We start from the raw sequence: 16,438 nt of genomic DNA on the forward strand, positions 1-16,438 counted from the left end.
CGCCGAGCGGGTGGGCCCAGGGCCACATCCACCTGCAGGAAACGCTGTGCGACGACGTGCTGCCCCGCATGCTGGCCCACCCCCAAGGTGCGCGCCGCCCGGGTCTCCACCGAGAAGCCCGATGTCTACCCCGATTGCGACGCCGTGGGCTGCGAAGTCTTCGGCCTGAAGGAAGCCGCCTGATGAACGCCGTGAACGAGACCCAAGCCCCCGTGCTGAGCGAGGCCGAGGCGGCCGCCGCCGAAGAGGCCCGCAAGGCCAAGAAGCACGCCTTCGAGATGAACAAGCTCAGCAAGCGCCTGCACCGCCAGGTGGGCCAGGCCATCGCCGACTTCAACATGATCGAAGAGGGCGACAAGGTCATGGTCTGCCTGTCGGGGGGCAAGGACAGCTACTCGATGCTGGACATCCTGATGAACCTGCAGAAGCGCGCCCCGATCCGCTTCGAGCTGGTGGCGGTCAACCTGGACCAGAAGCAGCCGGGCTTCCCGGCCGATGTGCTGCCCAACTACCTGAAGGGCGTGGGCGTGCCCTTCCACATCGAGACGCAGGACACCTACTCCATCGTCAAGAAGCACATCCCGGAAGGGCAGACCATGTGCAGCCTGTGCTCGCGGCTGCGCCGGGGCATCCTCTACCGCGTGGCGCGGGAGCTGGGCTGCAACAAGATCGCACTGGGCCACCACCGCGACGACATGGTCGTCACCCTGCTGATGAACATGTTCTTCGGCAGCCGCATGAAGGGCATGCCGCCCAAGCTGGTGAGCGACAACGGCGAGTTCGTGGTCATCCGCCCGCTGGCCTATGTGGCCGAGCCCGACCTGGAAACCTGGGCCGTGCACCGCGAATTCCCCATCATCCCCTGCAGCCTGTGCGGCAACCAGGAGAACCTGCAGCGGGTGCTGACCAAGAAGATGATCCGCGAGTGGGACAAGCAGTATCCCGGCCGCATCGACAACATGTTCACCGCGATGGGCAACATCACGCTCTCGCACATGATGGACCGGAACCTCTACCCCTTTGCCAGCCTCCAACCGACGGGCCGGCCCGATCCCCAGGGTGACAAGGCCTTCGACGAAGACGATGACTGTGGCACGCCCCCGGGCGGTGCGGTCCAGACCATCCGGCTGGACAAGCTCTGAGGCGAGGTCACAATCGTTCCGTTCCCTGAACAGGAGCAAGACACAATGCGCGCGATGGAAGTCTGCCGCCGGCTCGCCCGCCCGGCGGTGATGCTGGGCCTGGTGGCCACACTGGGCCTGGGCGGCTGTGCCGCCTTCAACACCATGAACGTCGAGGTCAGCAGCTTCGGCAGTTGGCCGACCGACCGCCACGTCGGCACCTATGCCTTCGACCGCCTGCCCTCGCAGCAGGCCAAGGCCGAGGAGCAGCAGAACCTCGAGGACATGGCCCGTCCGGCCCTGGAAGAGGCCGGCTTCACCGCCGCTGCCGAAGGCCAGAAGCCCGACGTGCTGGTGCAGATCGGCGCCCGCTGGGACCGTGCCGACCGCTCACCCTGGGACGACCCGCTGTGGATCCACCCCTGGGGCCCGCGCTGGCGCATGACGCCCTGGGCCGGCCCGGGCTGGGGCTGGGGCTACTACCAGCCCGAGTACACCCGCGAGGTGGCGGTGTTGATCCGCGACCGCGAGAGCGGGGCCGCGCTCTATGAATCGCGTGCCAGCACCAACGGCAGCACCACCGGCGGACGCAGCCTGTTCGAGGCCATGTTCCTGGCCGCGATGAAGGAGTTCCCCGCCGTGGACGGCAAGCCGCATGCGGTGAACGTGACCCTGCCCTGAGCCCGCCAGGCCCCGCCCGTCGGCGGGGCCGCCAGCGCCGATAATTTCTGCTTCGCCATCCCCGTCGGATGGCCCGGACAAGGAATTCCCTTCATGGCGCTGAATGTCGTCATCATGGCCGCGGGCAAGGGCACCCGCATGCGCTCGGCCCGGCCCAAGGTGCTGCACACCCTGGCCGGCCGGAGCCTGCTGCAGCATGTGCTGCAGCGCGCCGCGGCCCTGCAGCCGCAACGCACCCTGGTCATCACCGGCCACGAGGCCGAACAGGTCGAGCGCCATGTGAGCGCCACGGCCCCCGACGTGCGCTGCGTGCGCCAGCAGCCCCAGCTGGGCACCGGCCACGCGGTGCTGCAGGCCAGCCCCGCGCTGGATGCGAGCGCCGGCACCACCCTGATCCTCAACGGCGACGTGCCGCTGATCGAGCCGGCCACGGCCCAGGCCCTGGCCACGGCCTGCGGCGGCGAACGCCTGGCCCTGCTGACGGTGACGCTGGACGACCCGACGGGCTACGGCCGCATCGTGCGCAGTGCCGATGGCACCCAGGTGCAGGCCATCGTCGAGCACAAGGACGCCAGCGACGCCCAGCGCGCCATCCGCGAGGTCTACACCGGCATGATGGCCGCCCCCACCGCCGCGCTGCAGCGCTGGGTGGCCGCCCTGAAGAACGACAACGCCCAGCAGGAGTACTACCTGACCGACATCGTCGCGATGGCGGTGGCCGAGGGCGTGCCGGTGGTGGCCGCCAGCGCGGCCGACGAAACCGAGGTGCTGGGCGTGAACAGCCCGGCCCAGCTGGCCGACCTGGAGCGCCGCCTGCAGCGCCGCCAGGCCCAGGCCCTGCTGGAAGCCGGCGTGCGTCTGGCCGACCCGACCCGCTTCGACCAGCGCGGTACGCTGGCCTGCGGGCAGGACGTGGAGATCGACGTCAACTGCCTCTTCGAGGGCACGGTGCGCCTGGGCGACGGCGTGCGGGTGGGCGCGAACTGCGTGATCCGCAACGCCACGATCGCCGCGGGTGCGGTGATCCACCCCTTCACCCACATCGACGGCGACAAGGACGGCGTCACCGTGGGCGAAGGCGCGCTGATTGGCCCCTTCGCCCGGCTGCGCCCCGGCGCGGTGCTGGGACGCGAGGTGCACATCGGCAACTTCGTCGAGGTCAAGAACAGCACGCTGGCCGACGGCGCCAAGGCCAACCACCTGGCCTACCTGGGCGACGCGACGGTGGGCGAGCGGGTCAACTACGGCGCCGGCAGCATCACCGCCAACTACGACGGCGCCAACAAGCACCGCACGGTGATCGAGGCCGATGTGCACGTGGGCAGCAACTGCGTGCTGATCGCCCCGGTCACCCTGGGCGAGGGCGGCACCATCGGCGGCGGCTCCACCATCAGCAAGGACACGCCGCCGGGCCAGCTCACCGTGGCCCGGGCGCGCCAGGTCAGCCTGGGTGGCTGGACCCGGCCGAAGAAGGCCCCGAAGCCCTGAGCCGCTGCGTGAAGGCCGCCCGGGCGGCCTGACGTTCCGGCGCCAGGGCCCGGGCACCGTCGCGCTGCCGCTGGCGTTCCCGCCAGGCCGCCATCAGGGCGCGGGCCTCGTCATCGGGGCGGGCCGGCAGCTTCCAGTAGGCCGAGCAGTCGGATTCACGCGCCAGCAGCCGGTGGTTCACCAGCTCGCGCCGCAGCGTCACATGGTCGCCGAAGGTGTTGGCGGCCTTCAGCACCGTGTTGACCTCGGCCTCGGTGTAGGTGCGACGGGGCTCGAAGCGGGCCCACAGCGGCCACAGGATCAGGCGCTGCACGCTGTACTTGGCCGGCCAAGCGCTGCAGACGGCCGGCGGTGTCGAACTGCAGCAGGGCGCGCCGGGCGGCCTCGCTCAAGGGCGCGGGCGCGGTGTCCGCCGGCGCGGAGTCCAAAGGCGATGCGTCCGGGGTCATCACCGGCGCCACCTGCGGCGCGCCGGCCTGCAAGGCCTGCAGGTTGCGGTAACCCGCGGCGCGGGCGATCTGGTTCAGGAACTGAAGGTGGCTGGGCGGCGTGGCACTGTCGGCCAGGGCGCGCGCGAGCTGGCGGGCAAAGGACGACAGGTCGGCGATGACCAGCGGGGTCGGGGTACGGGCCATGGAGGCGGCTCCTCGTGCGGGCCACGGCGGGCAGACCACGCGCACGCACGCGCGGCCGGGGGTCGTCGGCTTGCCGGTTCCCACCGCGGCCTGCCGGGCCACAGGGCCAAGGCGGACACACGTGAGCGACTCAGAATCAGGGCAGGTTTAGCTCGCGGAAGGACCGCGCGACGACGCCTGGGTGAACTGCCGACCGGGGCAGTCAGTCTAGCCGAATCAGCTGACGGTCACCGCCCCTGGCGCTGTCGGTAGACCGAGACCGCCAGGCACAGGTCCTCCCAGGCCTTGGCCTTTTCGGTGGGCTGGCGCAGCAGGTAGGCCGGGTGGTAGGTCACGATCACCGGGGTGCCGTGGTAGTCGTGCACCTGGCCGCGCAGGCGGCCGATGGGTTCGTCCCGCCCCAGCAGCTGCTGGATGGCGAAGCGGCCCATGGCCAGCAGCACCTTGGGCCGCACCAGGGCGATCTGCCGGTGCAGGAAAGGCGCGCACTGCGCCAGCTCCTCAGGCTGCGGGTTGCGGTTGCGCGGCGGCCGGCACTTGAGGGTGTTGGCGATGAAGACCTGGTGGGCGGCGTCGGCCTCGGACCGGGTCAGGCCGATGGCCTGCAGCATGGCGTCGAGCAGCTGGCCGGCCGCGCCGACGAAGGGCTCGCCCTGCCTGTCCTCCTGCTCGCCCGGCGCCTCGCCGACGATCATCCACTCGGCGGAGGTGTGGCCCACGCCGAAGACGGTGTTCTTGCGGCTCTCGCACAGGGCGCAGGCCTGGCATCCGGCCACGGCCTCGCGCAAGGCGGGCCAGTCCAAGGTGGCCACGCCCGTCGCCGCCAAGGCCGACACCGGCGCTGTCATGGCCTCTGGCGGGGGCGCAGTCACGGTGGCCGGTGGGGCCGGAGGCAGCGTCCTGGCCGATGCCACGGGAGGAGGCGCGGTGCGGGTCGAGGTCTGAGCCGGCACCGCAAGCGGCTCGGTCTGGGCGGCCGGGGGCGGGGCCGCCACCGGGTCCTGCGCCGGCACCGGTCCGGGGCGACCCGGAGGCGGCGCGCTCCAGATGCGCAGCCCCATGCCGCGCAGCAGGGCCTGCTGACGCTCAGTCCAGGACATGGCCGTCCTCCTGCGCGTCCTCGGCCGTCACCGGGCGGCACATCACCACCGCGTCCTCGCGGCCCTGGGCCGCCGGGTAATAGGCCTTGCGCCGTCCGACGGCCACGAAACCATGGCGCTCGTACACCTGGCGCGCCCGGACATTGCTTTCGCGCACCTCGAGCCAGAGCTGCTGGGCCCCGGCCACCCAGGCCTGCCGGTCCAGGTGGTCCAGCAGCGCGCGGGCCAGGCCGCGCCCCTGCTGGGAGGGCGCCACGGTGATGTTGAGCAGGTGCATCTCCTCGACCCCCGCCATGGCGACGTAATAGGCCCAGAGGGCCCCGTCGGCCGGCGCGCGCAGCAGCCAGGCGGGATGCGCCACGGCCAGCGAGTCGATGAAGTTGCCCCGCGTCCAGGGATAGGGATAGGCCTGCTGCTCGATGGCCAGCACCGCGTCCAGGTCGGACACGGTCATCGGCGTCAGGCGCGGCACGGGCCCGGCACTCAACGCGTCGCCCCCTGCTTGAGCGCCGCGCGCTCGGCCGTGGTCAGGGCCACCTTGTCGCGCAGGTAGACCGGCAAGGCCTGCTCGGGCGGCACGCCACGGCCCTGGGCCCAGGCTTCCCGCGCCAGGCGCAGGGCTGCGCCGGCACGGTCCTGCTGCAGGCCCCACACGCGGCTGCCTTCGGGCAGCGGCAGACGGTCCCCGAAAGCCGCCGAGGCATTGCCCGCCAAGCACAGCGGCGCGTCGCCCCAGCGCAGCTGCAGGGTGTCCAGATCGCTCAGGTGGGGCGCCACGACCGTGTCCCAGCGGGTGGCCGTGCGGCGGTAGGCCGCGGCGTAGACCTCGTCCATGCGGGCATCCATCGCCACCCACAGCAGCGCATCGGGTGCATCGTCCAGCGCCCCCTGGGCGCGGGCGTCCTCGGCCACGATGAGCAGGCTGTCCAGCGGCAGCACCGGCTTGCCGGCCCCGAAGGCCAGGCCCTGGGCCACCGAAACGGCGGTGCGCAGCCCGGTGAAGGCCCCCGGCCCCTGACCGAAGGCGATGGCGTCCAAATCCGACAGCCCCACCCCGGCTTGGGCCAGCAGCTCCAGCACGGTGGGGACCAGCGTGGCCGAGGCCAGCGCCCCGCCCGCACTGCCGTGCGTCCAGGCCGACTCGCCCACCCCCACCGCCACGGCCATTTGCTCGGTGGCGGTGTCCAGCACCAGCAGCTTCATGGGTGAAACGGGGGCCGGACCGGGGCGGCCGACCCATGCAGCAAAGGGACAAGGGGAGACATCCTGCCAGTGTAGCCGTGCGATGATCCCCCGATGCGAGGAACGCCCTGCCCCCCGCGCCGCGTCCTGCGGCTGTCCCTGCTGTGTCTGACCCTGCTGGCGCCGCTGGCCCAGGCCGCGCCCCCCCTGCCCCCGGCCGTCCAGGCCGCCCTGCGGCGGGCCCAGGTGCCGCCCGAGGCGCTGTCGGTGGTGGTGCAGGAGGTGGGCGCCGAGCGTCCACTCTGGAGCCTGGCCCCCGACATCCCGCGCAACCCCGCCTCGGTCTTCAAGCTGCTCACCACCTATGCCGCGCTGGACCAACTCGGGCCGGCCTGGACCTGGCAGACGCCGGTCTACCTGACCGGCCCGGTGCACGACGGGGTGCTCGATGGCTCGGTGGTGCTGCGCGGCAGCGGCGACCCCAGCCTGGTGCTGGAACGGGTGTGGCTGCTGCTGCACCATCTGCAGCAACGGGGGGTGCGCCGCATCCACGGCGACATCCTGCTGGACCGCAGCGCCTGGCAGCTGCCGGCCAGCACAGCGGCCGACTTCGACGGCGAGCCCAGCAAGCCCTACAACGTGCAGCCGGATGCCCTGCTGCTGAACTACAAGACCGTGACCCTGCACTTCAGCCCGGTGCCGGAGCAGGGCGTGGCCCGGGTCAGCGCCGAGCCGCTGCTGGCCGGCGTGAGCCTGCCCGAGACGGTGCCCCTGAACAAGCGCCCCTGTGGCGACTGGCGCGCCGGCCTGCAACCCGACTGGAGCGACCCCACCCGCATCCGTCTGCTGGGCAGCCTGGGCGCCGACTGCGGTGAAAAGGACTGGCCGGTGGCCTATGCCGACCCGGCGCGCTACAACGCGCTGCTGGTGGCCCAGCTCTGGCAGGAGATGGGCGGGCGTCTGGACGGTCAGGTGAAGGATGGCACAGCGCCTGCGCTGGCCGAACCGATCTGGCAGGAAAGCTCGCCGCCCCTGGCCCAGGTGGTGCGCGACATCAACAAGTTCAGCAACAATCTGATGGCCGAGCAGCTCTTCCTGACGCTGGGCATGCTCGATCGCGCCGACCCGACCCGGCCGGCCACGCCCGAGGACGCCCGCAGCGCCCTGCGCGGCTGGCTGGCGCAACGCCTGGGGCCCGAGGCCGCCGGACAGGTGGTCGTGGACAAGGGCTCCGGGCTGTCGCGCGAGACCCGCATCACGGCCTCGCAGCTGGCGGCGCTGCTGCTGCAGGCCTGGCGCAGCCCGGTGATGTCCGAGCTGATGAGTTCGCTGCCGGTGAGCGGGGTGGACGGCACGCTCAAGCGCTCGACCGCCACCGGCGGACGGGCCCATCTGAAAACGGGCTCCCTGCGGGATGTGGCCGCCCAGGCCGGCTATGTGCTCTCGCGCAGCGGCCGCCGCTACGTGCTGGTGGCCCTGCTCAACGATGAACAGGCCGGGCGTGCCCGGCCTGCGCTGGAGGCCCTGACCCAATGGGTCATGGACGACGCGCCTGCCCCCTGAGAGGGCGGCGGGCGCGCCGACCCCGACGCGTCAGAACGGGTTGCTGGTGGCGCGGGTGATGGCCAGATTGCCCAGCGTGGGGTGGGCGAGGAAGCTGTTCAGGTGGATACCGTCCACCCACAGATCCTTCTTGGCGGCGTTGTCGTTGGGCACCGTGGCGGTGGTGCAGGCGGACAGATTGGCCGCCCCGCTCATATAGCCATTGCTGTCCGTCGTGGCGTCGTCGATGTCGGCCACATGGCTGTCGTCGCAGGCCGCCTCGGTATTCTCATAGTGGCCATACTGCACGAGGTTGGACACTGCATCGTTGAAGGTCAACAGGCCGATCTTGCTGCCATCGTTCAACAGGGTGGTGCGCAGCCCCTGGTTGAAGGCATCCGAAATGCTCGTCAGCAACTGGGCTTCGGACGAGCCCAGCGCCTGGGCCCAAGGTGTCGAGCCCATCTCGAAGATCTGTGCCACCAGCACGCGGGCGCCGGTGTTGGTGATGCTGTTGACCAGCCGCCCCAGAGCCTCGCCGCGGGCCTCGGCCTCGGTGGTCTTGTCGGCCGTGGACCCATAGGTGACGCTGTCCTTGTAGATCTCCAGGACATCGTTCATGCCGACCCAGATGGTCACCAGGTCGTTGCCGCTCAACGCGTCGTGACCGATGTCGCTCTGGAAGGTATTGACCTGGGCCTCCACCGCCCGTTCGGTGGCGCCGTACTGGGCCTGCATGAACGCATTGAGCCGGTTGCTCGCCACGTTGTTCCGGTTGCATTCCTTGAAGGTCAGGCCATAGTAGTTCGCCAGACGCTGCACCCAGATGTCGCGGGTGCTGTCATCGCAGGCCACGGTGGCATTCGTGGTGTCCGAGCTGTCCAGGCCGTTCATCGCGTAGTTGTTGCCGTTGCCGGTCCCCTGCGGATCGGTCAGCGCGCTGTACTCGTCGCCGAAGACGATCAGGCGGCTGGGCACGAACTTGTCGTAATGGGAGGTGCCGCCGCCGCAGGAGGCCAGCAGCCCGGCCGAACACCCGACGGCAGCAACGGCACGCAACAGGCGGGCGGGCAATGCGAATTTCATCTTGGCTCCAATGGTGAAGTCGAAGGGCTGCGCGGTTCAGTCCGCCGCGGCCCGTTGCAGTCGATCGCGGACCCCGTCCCAGGCCGGGTCGGCCGGTGGGGTCTCGATCCAGATCAGTGCCGCGCCGGTGGCATCCAGTTCCCGCAAAACCGCAAACAATTCGTGCGCGGCCTGCGCGGCATCGGCCGGCATGGGGCGAAACGGGCAGACCGAAAACGGGGACTGGACGCTGCGGGAAATATACCGCACGGTCGGCGGCTGCCCGGCCACAGGGGCCGGCAGCACCGAGAGGGCCTGGCGCAGGCTGGGGCCGTCCATCACCCGCACCGGGCCCGCGGCGCGTAGTGCGAGCTCAGCGTGCCCGAGGCCCGTGGCGCGGCCGCGTCGCGCTCGCGCAGCGGCTCGCCCAGCACGGCCTCCAGCTCGGCCCGGGTCAGGCGCCCCGGCCGCAGCAGCACCGGATGCCCGCGTGAGCAGTCGACGATGGTGGACTCGATGCCCACCTCGCAGTCGCCGCCATCGAGCACCAGCAGGTCCGGGCCGAACTCGTCCTGCACATGGGCCGCCGTGGTGGGGCTCACCCGACCGAAGCGGTTGGCACTGGGTGCGGACACCCCGGGCACGCCCAGGGCCGCGGCCTCGCGCAGCAGGGCCTGGGCCACCGGGTGCGAGGGGCAGCGCAGGCCGATGCTGTCCTGTCCGCCGGCCGACAGCGTGGCCACGCCGGGACGGCGCGGCACGATGACCGTCACCGGCCCCGGCCAGAAGGCGGCCGCCAGGCGGCGGGCCGGCTCGGGCCAGGCCGCGGCAAAGGCCATGGCCGCGGTCTCGTCGCTCACATGGACGATCAGGGGATGGCCAACGGGGCGGCCCTTGGCGCTGTAGATCGCGCCGACGGCGGTGTCGTCATCGGCCCGGGCGGCCAGGCCGTAGACCGTCTCGGTGGGCAGGCCCACCAGCGCACCGGCCGCCAGGGCCTGGGCCGCGCGCTGCAGCGCGGCGGGATCGCGACCGTCCAGCACCGGCATGCGTCAGAAGGCCGGCAGGCCCAGCAGCGCGCAGGCCTGCTGCGCCGTGGCCGTGGCGGCCTGCGGCGTGGCCGCGGTGATGGTCAGGTGGCCCATCTTGCGGCCGGGCCGCGCGCTGGTCTTGCCGTACAGGTGCAAATGCACCCCGGGCAGGGCCAGCACCCGGTCCCAGGGCGGCGTGCGCTCCTGGCCCTGGGCGAACCACAGGTCGCCCAGCAGGTTGAGCATGACCGTGGGTGAATGCAGGCGCGGCATCACCAGCGGCAGGCCGGCCATGCAGCGCACCTGCAAGCCGAACTGCGACAGGTCGCAGGCGTCGATGGTGTAGTGGCCGGAGTTGTGGGGGCGCGGCGCCATCTCGTTGGCCACCAGGGCCGAGCCGCCCCGTCCGTCGTCGACAACGAAGAACTCGACGCACAGCACGCCCACATAGCCCATCTCGGCGGCGATCAGCCCGGCCCGCTCGACGGCCTGGGCGGCCAGCGCCGCGTCCACCTGGGGTGCGGGCACCTGGGTCACGGCCAGGATGCCGTCGCGGTGCAGGTTCTGCTGCACCGGGAAATGGACGATCTGGCCATCGGCGCCACGGGCGACGATGACGCTCAATTCGCGCTGCAGGGCCAGGCGCTTTTCCAGCACGCAGGGCACCTGCTTGAGTTCCGCCCAGGCGGCGGCCAGTTCAGCCGCGTCGGCCACCCGCACCTGCCCCTTGCCGTCATAGCCCAGGCGGGCGGTCTTCAGGATGCCGGGCAGCAGGTCCGGCGACACCGCGGCCAGTTGCTCGGCCGTCTCGATCACCGCATAAGGCGCACAGGGCACGCCAGAGGCGCCGAAATGGGCCTTCTCGGCCGCACGGTCCTGGCAGATGGCCACGGCATCGCCGGCCGGCGCCACCGGGCGGCGCTCGGCCAGGGTGCGCAGGGCCTGGGCCGGCACGTTCTCGAACTCGGTGGTGATGGCCTCGGCCGCCTCGGCCAGTTGCTGCAGGCCGGCCGGGTCCAGGTAGTCGGCCTGGATGTGCAGGTGGGACACCAGGCCGGCCGGGCTGGCCGGATCCGGGTCCAGCACCGCGGTGCGGTAGCCCATGGCCTGGGCCGCGTGGACGAACATGCGGCCCAGCTGGCCGCCGCCCATCACGCCCAGCGTGGCCCCGGGCTGCAGGGGTCGGATCGGGTGGGTCATGGCGTCAGCCCAGGTCCTGGGTCATGGCCCGGGCCGCCTCGGTCTGGCGGGCCCGGAAAGCCTCCAGCTGCACGCGCAGCGCCGGATCGCGGTTGGCCAGCATGGCCACCGCGAACAGGGCCGCATTGGCGGCGCCGGCAGTGCCGATGGCAAAGGTGGCCACCGGGATGCCCTTGGGCATCTGGACGATGGAATGCAGGGAATCGACGCCCTGCAGGTGGCGGCTGGCCACCGGCACGCCCAGCACCGGCACCACCGTCTTGGCGGCCAGCATGCCCGGCAGATGGGCGGCTCCACCAGCGCCGGCGATGATGGCCTGCAGACCGCGCGGGGCGGCCTGTTCGGCATAGGCGAACATGTCATCGGGCATGCGGTGGGCCGAGACCACGCGGGCCTCGTGCGGCACACCGAACTCGGCGAGAATCTGCGCCGCGGCCTTCATGGTCTCCCAATCGCTGGAAGAACCCATGACGATGCCCACGACGGGCGCTGCAACGGACGTGGCACTGTTCAAGGCTGGATGCTCCGATCACCAAACCCGCGATTTTAGGCTGGCCTTGTTTCTCCCGTGTTCACCCCCATCTGACGCAGCTCGCCGCCGACCGGCCCCAGGAACCCGAGATCATGATTGACATCACCATCGAGAACTTCCAGACCGAGCTGATCGAGGCCTCCCGCCAGCAGCCGGTGCTGCTGGACATCTGGGCCCCCTGGTGCGGCCCCTGCAAGGCCCTGGGCCCCCTGCTGGAGAAGCTGGAGGTGGCCTACGGTGGCCGCTTCCTGCTGGCCAAGCTCAACAGCGACGAGCAGCCCGAGATCGCCGGCCAGCTGAGCCAGGCCTTCGGTGTGCGCTCCATCCCCTTCTGCGTGATGTTCTCCGGCGGCCAGCCGGTGGACGGCTTCGTCGGCGCCCTGCCCGAGGCCCAGGTGCGCGAATTCCTGGACAAGCATGTTCCCACCGAGGAGGCCCTGGACGCCGAAGCCGAGGTGGAGGAGGCCGAAGCCCTGCTGGCCAGCGGCGAGCACGACATCGAGACCGTGCTGGCCAAGCTGCAGGAAGCCGTGGCCATCGACCCGTCCAACGAGGTGGCCCGCCTGGACTACCTGAAGGTGCTGCTGGGCCTGGCCCGCACCGAGCCGGCCCGGGTGGCCCAGGCCCGCGCGGCCTTCGAGCCGGTGGCGGTTCAGGCCATGACGGACAGCCGCTTCACGGCCATCCAGCGCTGGCTCGAGGCGGCCGAGGCCGCACAGCAGGCCCCCGACATGGCGACGCTGGACGCGGCGATTGCCGCCAACAAGCGCGACTTCGCCGCCCGCTTCCAGCGGGCCCAGCACCTCTTCGTGGCCGGCCTGCTGACCGAGGCCATGGACGAGCTGCTGGAGATCATCATGCGCGACAAGGCCTGGCAGGACGAGGCCGCGCGCAAGACCTATGTGGCCATCCTGGAGCTGATGACCAAGCCGGCCCCCAAGGCGGCGGACAGCGCCCCGGGCAGCACATTGGAGATCGCCGGCAAGTCGGCCGTGCCGCCCAGCGACCCGGTGCTGGACCAGTACCGGCGCAAGCTGAGCATGGCGCTGTTCTGAGCCGGGCGGCGACGGCGCCGTGGCGCCGTCAGCCCAGCCCCTCCAGGGCCTGCGCCAGGGCCTCGCGCCAGCGTTGCTGCTCGGCGCGGTAGGCCGCCAGGGCCTGGTCGGCCAGGGCCTGATGCTGGAGCGCCTCGTCCTCCCGCGAGAGCTCCCGCCAGACGCGCGCCAGGCGGGCGTGGGTGGCCGCGCAGTCGTCCGGGTCGAACTGGGCATCGATGCATTTGGCGGCCTGCTTGGCATCCTTGAGCGCCTCGCGCGGGCGGTCGCGCCGCAGATGGCACCAGGCCCGCTCGGCCACGAAGCGGGCCTCGCGGTGGGCCAGACCTTCGGTCTTGGCGCGGGCCAGGTGACTGTCGAACAAGGCCACCGCCTCATCCCAGCGCCCCAGCACCACCAGCAGCTGCGCCCGGGCCTGCAGCGGCACCATGGTCTTCAGCGCGGAGGCGCCCGCACCCCAGTCGTAATTGGCGGTGGACTCGGCCTCCAGCAGGGCGCGGTGCGCGGCCTCCATGTCGCCGCGGTCGAAACAGTCGTCCAACCCGATGCGCCCGGCCCGCATGGCCGAGATGTTGTGCAGCAGGGCACTCATCATCGAGGTGTCGCCCTCGGCGATCGCGTGCTCCCGGGCGAACTGGTACCAGAGCTGGGAGCGACTGTCGTCGCCGGCAAAGCGGTGGGCATCGGCCAGCACCAGACCCAGACGGGCCTTGGCGGCGTGGTTCTGCGACGTCGCCAGCTGCAGGGCCTCGCGCAGCTGGGCGGCCATGGCCGGCAGGCGGGAGGCGTTGAAGTTCAGGGTGGCCATCCAGGCCAGGGTGAGCGCCTGCAGGTCGCCGTCCCCCGCCTCGCAGGCCAGGTCATGGGCCTGCCGGAACTTGTCCATGGCCTTGGGGGTGATCGAGACGAAGTGATCGATCTGACCGTCGACCAGGCTGACCCAGGCCGCCAGCCGAGGGCTGCGCCGCCGCTGTGCCTGGCTGCGCAGGCCCGCCAGGGCGAAACGCGCGTCGTCGAGCATGCCATGCCGGGCCAAGGCCCCGGCGCGTTCGGCCTTCAGGCACTCGCGCAGCAGCGGGTCTTCCGCGGCGGCGATGGCGGCGTCCAGCCGCTCAACCAGTCGCGACGCCATGCCCGCTGGCCTCAGCGGGTCAGGCGATCCAGCGCTTCGCGGTACTTGGACGCGGTGCGCTCGATCACATCGGCCGGCAGGGCCGGGGCCGGGGCCTTCTTGCCCCAGGGCTGGCCATCCACGGTGGCCTGCTCGAGCCAGTCGCGCACGAACTGCTTGTCATAGCTGGGCGGGTTGATGCCCTCTTGGTAGCCCTCGACCGGCCAGTAGCGCGAAGAGTCGGGCGTGAGCACCTCGTCCATCAGCGTCAGCGTGCCGTCGGCATCCAGACCGAACTCGAACTTGGTGTCGGCGATGATGATGCCCTTGGTCAGCGCATAGGCTGCCGCCTCCTTGTAGAGACGGATGGCGACGTCGCGGACCTTCTCCGACAACTCGCGGCCGACGATCTCGGCCATGCGCTCGAAGGAGATGTTCTCGTCGTGCTCGCCCATCTCGGCCTTGGTGGCCGGGGTGAAGATGGGCTCGGGCAGCTTGGAGGCGTTCTTCAGGCCGGCCGGCAGGGCCACGCCGCAGACCGACTGGCTCTCCTGGTATTCCTTCCAGCCGGAGCCGGCCAGGTAGCCGCGCACCACGGCCTCCACCGGCAGCGGCTTCAGGCGCTTGACCAGCATGGCCCGGCCCTGGACCTGCCCCACCTCGTCCGGGGCCACCACCGATTCCGGCGCCTCGCCGGTCAGGTGGTTGGGCACCACATGGCCCAGGCGGTCGAACCAGAACAGCGCCATCTTCGTCAGCAGCTCGCCCTTGCCGGGGATGGGCTCGCCCATCACCACGTCGAAGGCCGACAGGCGGTCCGAGGCGATCATCAGGATGCGATCCTCGCCGACGGCGTAGTTGTCGCGGACCTTGCCTCGGGCCAACAAGGGGAGGGAGTGCAGGGAACTCTGGAGCAACGCGGTGGCCATGGCAGGGTCAGGAGTGGAGAAAACGGGCCATTTTAGGCCGGGCCTCAAACAAAACGGCCGGATCCCGAAGGACCCGGCCGGGCATCATTCAACGCAAGAGAGGGTTCAGAGCACCTGCTGGGCCAGCGCGCCGCTGGCGTAGCGGGTGGCCATGGCGTCCAGCGCCACGCCCTGGATCTTGCTGCCCTGGCCTTCGCAGCCGAACTCCAGGTAGCGCTGCTTGCAGACCTGCTTGGCGGCCTCGCGGGCCGGCTTGAGCCACTCGCGGGCGTCGAACTTGTCGGGGTTCTCGGCCAGGAACTTGCGCACGGCACCGGTCATCGCCAGGCGGATGTCGGTGTCGATGTTGATCTTGCGCACGCCGTACTTGATGGCTTCCTGGATCTCCTCGACCGGCACGCCGTAGGTTTCCTTCATCTTGCCGCCGTACTCGTTGATGATGGCCAACAGCTCCTGCGGCACGGAAGACGAGCCGTGCATCACCAGGTGGGTGTTGGGGATGCGGGCGTGGATTTCCTTCACGCGCGAGATGGCCAGGATGTCGCCGGTGGGCTTGCGCGAGAACTTGTAGGCGCCATGGCTGGTGCCGATGGCGATGGCCAGGGCGTCCAGCTGCGTGGCCTTGACAAAGGTGGCGGCCTCTTCCGGGTCGGTCAGCATCTGGCTGTGGTCCAGCTTGCCGACCGCGCCGATACCGTCTTCCTCGCCGGCATCACCGGTTTCCAGGTTGCCCAGGCAGCCCAGTTCGCCTTCGACGGTCACGCCCACCTTGTGGGCCATGGCCACCACCTTGCGGGTCACGTCGACGTTGTAGTCGAAGGAGGACGGGGTCTTGCCGTCTTCCATCAGCGAGCCGTCCATCATCACCGAGCCGAAGCCCAGGCCGATGGCGCCCTCGCAGACCTTGGGGCTGGTGCCGTGGTCCTGGTGCATCACCAGGGGGATGTGGGGGTACATCTCGGCGGCGGCCTGGATCAGGTGCTTGATGAAGGGCTCACCGGCGTACTTGCGAGCGCCGGCGCTGGCCTGCAGGATCACCGGGGCGCCGACCTCGTCGGCCGCCGACATCACGGCCTGCACCTGCTCCAGGTTGTTGACGTTGAAGGCAGGGATGCCGTAGCCGTGTTCGGCGGCATGGTCCAGCAGCTGGCGCATGGAAACGAGGGGCATGGTCGACTCCGGTGAAGAGAAGGATGAAGGTTCGAAGGCGGCGGGGCCGGCCGGTGCGACGGGATGAAACCGTGCTGTAACCGGGGCAATTCCCCGGAATTCTAGCGGGGGGCACCCGGTCCATCGCGGGCCGCGCAGAGATCTGACCCGGCTTTTCCCGCCTTTTCCTCCCCTGGGCCCGGACAGGCCTTGCCAGACTGGACCCCCCATTTCTGCCGGATGCTGCCCATGCCCGCCACCCAGACCCCACGCCGCGCCGCGCCCCCGACGCTCAGCGCCGTGACCCCCTGGATCACGACCTTGGCGCTGGCCCATCCGGCCGGCCTGCCCCAGGCCCTGGCCGCGCAGGCCGGCATCGGCCTGGCCCGCGCCCGCAAGCTGGTGTCCCAGCTCTGCGACACGGGCTGGCTGCTGCGCGAAGGCCCGGCCAACCGGCCTCTGTACCGCCCCGGACCGATGCGACAGGTGGTGCAGCGCTACAGCCTGGACAGCCTGGAAGAAGACCGCCCCTGGCGGCTGGACTTCGCCCCCTGTTTCGAGCTGCCGCCCGCCGTGGCCGAGATGACCCAGCACGCCTTCACCGAGCTGCTGAACAA

16 protein-coding genes and 2 pseudogenes are annotated in these 16,438 nt (G+C 70.9%); 7 read left to right on the forward strand and 11 right to left on the reverse strand.

Features of this window, described 5'->3' with window-relative positions:
• From I73_RS29240 to glmU, 4 genes and pseudogenes are all read left to right on the forward strand, one after another.
• Nucleotides 1–183: pseudogene (locus tag I73_RS29240) on the forward strand (dihydroneopterin aldolase); the annotation flags it as partial.
• Nucleotides 183–1,142, forward strand: a complete 960-nt coding sequence (ttcA, locus tag I73_RS19490) for a tRNA 2-thiocytidine(32) synthetase TtcA (protein WP_022982154.1) — start codon at nucleotides 183–185, stop codon at nucleotides 1,140–1,142. The pseudogene I73_RS29240 and the gene ttcA, both read left to right, overlap by 1 nt.
• A gap of 45 nt (nucleotides 1,143–1,187) precedes the next feature.
• Entirely contained in the window at nucleotides 1,188–1,802 is a 615-nt protein-coding gene (locus I73_RS19495) for a DUF4136 domain-containing protein (RefSeq protein ID WP_234409554.1), read from the forward strand.
• Nucleotides 1,803–1,895: 93 nt separating this feature from the next.
• Nucleotides 1,896–3,290, forward strand: coding sequence for a bifunctional UDP-N-acetylglucosamine diphosphorylase/glucosamine-1-phosphate N-acetyltransferase GlmU (glmU, locus tag I73_RS19500; protein ID WP_022982156.1), 1,395 nt, complete (start codon nucleotides 1,896–1,898; stop codon nucleotides 3,288–3,290).
• On the opposite strand, the gene I73_RS34150 is transcribed toward glmU, so the two are convergent.
• From I73_RS34150 to tsaB, 4 genes are all read right to left on the reverse strand, one after another.
• Nucleotides 3,244–3,603, reverse strand: a complete 360-nt coding sequence (locus tag I73_RS34150; protein WP_234409555.1) for a DUF2087 domain-containing protein — start codon at nucleotides 3,601–3,603, stop codon at nucleotides 3,244–3,246. The two genes, glmU and I73_RS34150, sit on opposite strands and share 47 nt — an antisense overlap.
• 549 nt (nucleotides 3,604–4,152) lie before the next feature.
• Nucleotides 4,153–5,025: a uracil-DNA glycosylase family protein gene (locus I73_RS19510; RefSeq protein WP_022982157.1), complete on the reverse strand. Its 873-nt coding sequence runs from the start codon at nucleotides 5,023–5,025 to the stop codon at nucleotides 4,153–4,155.
• Nucleotides 5,012–5,479 carry a ribosomal protein S18-alanine N-acetyltransferase gene (gene rimI / locus I73_RS19515; RefSeq protein ID WP_022982158.1) on the reverse strand — a complete coding sequence of 156 codons (468 nt, stop codon included), beginning with the start codon at nucleotides 5,477–5,479 and terminating at the stop codon, nucleotides 5,012–5,014. Before rimI ends, I73_RS19510 begins: the two co-directional genes overlap by 14 nt.
• A 29-nt stretch (nucleotides 5,480–5,508) precedes the next feature.
• Nucleotides 5,509–6,228 (reverse strand): tRNA (adenosine(37)-N6)-threonylcarbamoyltransferase complex dimerization subunit type 1 TsaB, encoded by a 720-nt coding sequence (gene tsaB, locus I73_RS19520; RefSeq protein WP_022982159.1) that lies wholly within the window; start codon nucleotides 6,226–6,228, stop codon nucleotides 5,509–5,511.
• Nucleotides 6,229–6,321: 93 nt separating this feature from the next.
• Here tsaB and dacB point away from each other — a divergent pair, with 93 nt between their 5' ends.
• Complete coding sequence (gene dacB, locus I73_RS19525; protein WP_022982160.1) at nucleotides 6,322–7,770, forward strand: D-alanyl-D-alanine carboxypeptidase/D-alanyl-D-alanine-endopeptidase; 1,449 nt, start codon at nucleotides 6,322–6,324, stop codon at nucleotides 7,768–7,770.
• Between the two features lie 30 nt (nucleotides 7,771–7,800).
• On the opposite strand, the gene I73_RS19530 is transcribed toward dacB, so the two are convergent.
• From I73_RS19530 to purE, 4 genes and pseudogenes are all read right to left on the reverse strand, one after another.
• A complete protein-coding gene (locus I73_RS19530; RefSeq protein ID WP_148289860.1) occupies nucleotides 7,801–8,835 on the reverse strand; it encodes an SGNH/GDSL hydrolase family protein in 1,035 nt (344 codons plus the stop codon).
• 36 nt (nucleotides 8,836–8,871) lie between these two features.
• A pseudogene (locus tag I73_RS29250) lies at nucleotides 8,872–9,863 on the reverse strand (L-threonylcarbamoyladenylate synthase).
• 3 nt (nucleotides 9,864–9,866) lie between these two features.
• The gene (locus I73_RS19540) at nucleotides 9,867–11,045 is read right to left on the reverse strand and encodes a 5-(carboxyamino)imidazole ribonucleotide synthase (RefSeq protein WP_022982162.1); all 1,179 of its coding nucleotides are present in this window, start codon (nucleotides 11,043–11,045) and stop codon (nucleotides 9,867–9,869) included.
• A gap of 4 nt (nucleotides 11,046–11,049) precedes the next feature.
• The gene (gene purE / locus I73_RS19545) at nucleotides 11,050–11,514 is read right to left on the reverse strand and encodes a 5-(carboxyamino)imidazole ribonucleotide mutase (RefSeq protein WP_040501049.1); all 465 of its coding nucleotides are present in this window, start codon (nucleotides 11,512–11,514) and stop codon (nucleotides 11,050–11,052) included.
• A 155-nt stretch (nucleotides 11,515–11,669) separates the two neighbouring features.
• Here purE and I73_RS19550 point away from each other — a divergent pair, with 155 nt between their 5' ends.
• On the forward strand, nucleotides 11,670–12,632 hold the full coding sequence (locus tag I73_RS19550; protein ID WP_022982164.1) for a tetratricopeptide repeat protein: 963 nt from the start codon (nucleotides 11,670–11,672) through the stop codon (nucleotides 12,630–12,632).
• A gap of 28 nt (nucleotides 12,633–12,660) precedes the next feature.
• On the opposite strand, the gene I73_RS19555 is transcribed toward I73_RS19550, so the two are convergent.
• The 3 genes from I73_RS19555 to fba form a co-directional block, all read right to left on the reverse strand.
• Nucleotides 12,661–13,764, reverse strand: coding sequence for a hypothetical protein (locus I73_RS19555; protein WP_022982165.1), 1,104 nt, complete (start codon nucleotides 13,762–13,764; stop codon nucleotides 12,661–12,663).
• Between the two features lie 11 nt (nucleotides 13,765–13,775).
• The gene (locus tag I73_RS19560) at nucleotides 13,776–14,672 is read right to left on the reverse strand and encodes a phosphoribosylaminoimidazolesuccinocarboxamide synthase (protein ID WP_022982166.1); all 897 of its coding nucleotides are present in this window, start codon (nucleotides 14,670–14,672) and stop codon (nucleotides 13,776–13,778) included.
• 105 nt (nucleotides 14,673–14,777) lie between these two features.
• A complete protein-coding gene (gene fba / locus I73_RS19565) occupies nucleotides 14,778–15,842 on the reverse strand; it encodes a class II fructose-bisphosphate aldolase (protein ID WP_022982167.1) in 1,065 nt (354 codons plus the stop codon).
• Between the two features lie 228 nt (nucleotides 15,843–16,070).
• Here fba and I73_RS29255 point away from each other — a divergent pair.
• Nucleotides 16,071–16,438, forward strand: a 368-nt coding sequence (locus I73_RS29255) for a hypothetical protein (protein WP_148289861.1), incomplete at its 3' end; no start/stop codon positions are given.

This window comes from Ideonella sp. B508-1, assembly GCF_000333615.1.
Taxonomy (GTDB): domain Bacteria; phylum Pseudomonadota; class Gammaproteobacteria; order Burkholderiales; family Burkholderiaceae_C; genus Ideonella.